The organism is uncultured Thermomonas sp. (assembly GCF_937872235.1).
GTDB classification, from domain to species: domain Bacteria; phylum Pseudomonadota; class Gammaproteobacteria; order Xanthomonadales; family Xanthomonadaceae; genus Thermomonas; species Thermomonas beijingensis.
Map to the genome: position 1 here is coordinate 1 of NZ_CALMPC010000082.1, position 3,653 is coordinate 3,653.

General features: G+C 65.3%; 4 protein-coding genes. All 4 read left to right on the forward strand.

The genetic code is table 11. The features are described from left to right. A partial coding sequence (locus tag QWB57_RS07655) for a DUF58 domain-containing protein (protein ID WP_288969016.1) occupies positions 1–780 on the forward strand: 780 nt, incomplete at its 5' end. Positions 781–788: 8 nt separating this feature from the next. Continuing rightward, positions 789–1,253, forward strand: coding sequence for a DUF4381 domain-containing protein (locus tag QWB57_RS07660; RefSeq protein WP_288969019.1), 465 nt, complete (start codon positions 789–791; stop codon positions 1,251–1,253). Then, on the forward strand, positions 1,250–2,260 hold the full coding sequence (locus QWB57_RS07665) for a VWA domain-containing protein (protein WP_288969017.1): 1,011 nt from the start codon (positions 1,250–1,252) through the stop codon (positions 2,258–2,260). The genes QWB57_RS07660 and QWB57_RS07665 overlap by 4 nt, the downstream gene beginning before the upstream one ends. After that, positions 2,257–3,653: VWA domain-containing protein (locus QWB57_RS07670; protein WP_288969018.1), on the forward strand; the 1,397-nt coding region annotated here is incomplete at its 3' end. The genes QWB57_RS07665 and QWB57_RS07670, both read left to right, overlap by 4 nt.

Here is a 3,653-nt window from a genome sequence, read left to right on the forward strand (position 1 = left end):
GGGCGCGGCATGGAGTACGCCGAGTCGCGTGAATACGCGCTGGGCGATGATGCCCGCCATATCGACTGGCGGCTGACCGCGCGCAGCGGCAAGGCGCACACCAAGCTGTTTCAGGCCGAACGCGAACGCCTGAGTCTGATCGTTGCCGATACCGCGCCCGCGTTGTATTTCGGCACCCGTACTCGCTTTAAATCCGTGCAAGCCGCACGTGCCGGCGCATTGGCGGCATGGCTGGCGGTGCGCGATGGTGACCGCATCGCGGCCTTGCGCGGCGCGGTGAAAGAACCACCGATCGCTCCGGCGTCTGGCCAGGGCGGTGCGTTGCGGGTGCTCGACGCGCTGGTGCGCTGGTACACGCAAGCGCCCGCCGAGGATGCCGGGCTTGCGAATGCGTTGCAGCACGCGCAACGCTTGCTGCGCCCGGGTTCGCGGCTGTTGGTACTGGCCGACCCTGTCAGTTTGCCGGCAGTGCCTGCGGCCCTGTGGCCCGCTTTGGCGCAGCACCATGAGCTGGTGGTGCTGCTGCTGACCGACCCGCTGGAGCGCAGGCCACCAGAGGCTCGGCTGCCATTTCAGCTCGCGCAGGCGGGGCGGATCGAACTGGCATTGGACACCGCCGGCGTACGCCAACGCTGGCGCGCGGCATTTGAAACCCCCATCGAAACCGCATTGGCACAGTTGCAGCGGCAGGGTGCGCGAGTGATGGCCTTGTCCACCGACGATCCCAGCGATGCGTGGCTGCCGTTATTGGCGCGCACCCCGGCAAGGAGGGCACGATGACGCCGCCACTGCCGCAAAATTCATTGCCGCTCAAAGACATGCACGTAGGCGTAGCGCCGTCGTGGTGGCCGCCGGCCATGGGTTGGTGGCTGCTGCTGGCGGGGGTGCTGCTCTTGATCGTGTTGGCAGCGTGGCTTTGGCAGCGGCGGCGCAGGCAGCAAGAACGCATGCATGCACTAACGCATTATTTCGATAATGCAGTCACACAAGCGGCCACGCCAGCTGCGCAAGTGGCGGCGATATCAGAGCTGTTGCGGCGGGCGGCACGACGCATCGACCCGATGGCGGACCGGTTGGACGGCGATGCGTGGCTGCAATTTCTTGATGCAGGGCTCGCCCAGCCGGTGTTTATGCACGGCCCCGGCGCGTTGCTGCGCGATGGTGCGTTTCGGCCCACTGTCGATGCGCATGCCGTGGCCGCCCTGCGCGAACACGCGCGACGCCGCTACCTGCAATGGATGCAGGGCGCATGAGTGAGTTGTTGCATTGGTTGGCGGTGGATCACTTTGCTTGGCCGTGGTGGCTGCTGGCGGGGGTGTTGCCTTGGCTGGTGCGCTGGCTGCCGCCCAGTAATGACCACCAACAGCCGGCATTGCGGGTGCCGTGGGCAGCGCGAGTGCAGCAGGTCGCAGCCGGCAGTGCTGGGCCGGCACATGCGCGCAAATTTCCATGGCTGGCGTGGGTGGCGTGGTGTTTGCTTTGTATTGCGACGGCACGCCCGCAGCAATTAGGGCCACCAGTTGCACCGCCGCAAGCCGGGCGCGATGTGATGCTGGCCGTGGACTTGTCCGGCAGCATGGGGGAGCAGGACATGACACTGGGCGGGCAGGCAGTGGATCGGCTGACCGCGATCAAAGCGGTGTTGGCCGATTTTTTGGAGCGCCGTGAGGGCGACCGCATCGGCCTGATCGTGTTTGGTGACCGCGCATTTGCGCTGACCCCGCTGACCACCGACCACGCCAGCGTGCGCCAACAATTGCAAGCCAGTGTGGTGGGTCTGGCCGGGCGCGGCACCGCCATCGGCGATGCAATTGCGCTGGCCACCAAGCGTTTGCAACAACAAGCCAATCCACAAAAAGTGCTGATTTTATTGACCGATGGGGTCAATACCGCCGGCACGTTGGAGCCGCAAAAAGCGGCACAAATCGCCAAGGATGCCGGTGTGCGCATTCACACCATCGCATTTGGCGGCGATGGTAATGCGCTGTCGATGTTTGGCTTTCGCTTGCCGATGGGTGGCGGTGATGATGATGTCGATGAGGCAGGTCTTGCGCGCATCGCCAGCCTGACCGGCGGCAAATTTTTCCGTGCCCGCGATACCACGCAGTTGGCCGGCATCTATGCCGAAATCGACAAGCTAGAGCCCGTGCAACGGCAGGGCCAAGCGGTGCGGCCGATGATTGAACAGTATCCGTGGCCACTGGCCGCCGCCCTCACCTTGGGCCTGTGCGCGCTGCTATTACGCAGGTATCGCGCATGAGCACGTGGCTGAGCGACGTTGCGCAACTGCACTTTCTGCGCCCGTGGTGGCTGCTGGCGCTGCTGCTGGTGCCGGCGTTGTGGTGGTGGCAGCGCAAGCGCGTGCGGCAATCAAGTGCCTGGCGCGATGTGGTGGATGCGCACCTGCTTCCGCATTTGCTGGAACCCACCGGTGCAACATCGCGACGCGCATGGGCGGGCATGTTGGGGTTGTGCGGCTTGGTGTTTTCGGTGCTGGCACTGGCCGGCCCCAGTCTGCGCAAGGACATCCGCCCATTGTGGCAAGCGCGCGCGCCACTGGTGCTGGCGCTGGATCTTTCCAGCGCAACCCGCGCGCGCGATCTGCCGCCCGACCGGCTGGTGCAGGCACGGGTCAAACTGGCCCGTTTGCTGCGCGCGCGTGCCGGCGGGCAGGTGGCCTTGGTGGCGTTTGCCGAGGATGCCTACACAGTGGCACCGCTGACGACGGATGCCGCCAACGTGGCCTTGTTTTTGGATGCACTTTCACCAGAGGTCATGCCGATGGATGGGCATCGGCCAGACCGTGCCATCGCATGGTCGCAACGCTTGCTGCGGCAGGCGGGGTTCGAGCATGGCGCTATCGTGCTGCTCACCGATCACGCCGACGCCCAAGACATGGCGGCCGCCCAGCAGGCACGCGCGGCAGGGTATCGCATTTCGGTGATCGGGCTGGGCAGCGAACATGGCGGCGTGTTCGATACCGGCAACGGTTTGCAACAGGCGCGTTTGGATGCCACTTCGCTGCGCAAGCTGGCCAGCAGTGGGGGGGGGCGTTACGCCACGATGACCACCGATGATGCCGATGTGCGGGCGCTGGGGGTGCTGGATCCAGCCACGGAGGACACCGCCGCAGCGCCGGGCGAAACCCTATCCAGTTGGCGCGATGATGGGGTTTGGTTGCTACCACTGGTGCTGCTGTTTTGCCTGCCGTTGTTCCGCCGTAGTGGTGCGTTGGTGGTGGTGTTGCTATGCGGGTTGTGGCTGCCCTTGTTGCCGCTGTCGGTTCAAGCGCAAACGCAAACACGCGGGCAACCATCCGGGCAACCACCAGAGCCTGCGGCCGCAGCACCGATAGGGACGTGGTGGCAGCGCGCCGACCAAGCCGCGTATGCGCGCATGCAAGCGGGTATCGCGGCTTATCGCCAGCAGCACTACGCCGGTGCGATTGCGCAACTATCCGCGCTGCACGATGCCGACGGGCAATACAATCTGGGCAATGCATTGGCCCGCGCAGGCCGCTACGACGAGGCCATCGCCGCCTACGACCGCGCCTTGCAGCAACAGCCCAAGATGGCCGATGCGCAGTTCAATCGGCGCGTGGTCGAGCAAGCCCGGCGCAAGCAGCAGCAACCCCCGCAGCAATCGCAATCGCA

Coding starts and splice junctions, on each gene's coding strand:
- QWB57_RS07665 (WP_288969017.1), top strand. CDS start 1,250: ATGAGTGAGTTGTTGCATTGGTTGGCGGTGGATCACTTTGCTTGGCCG.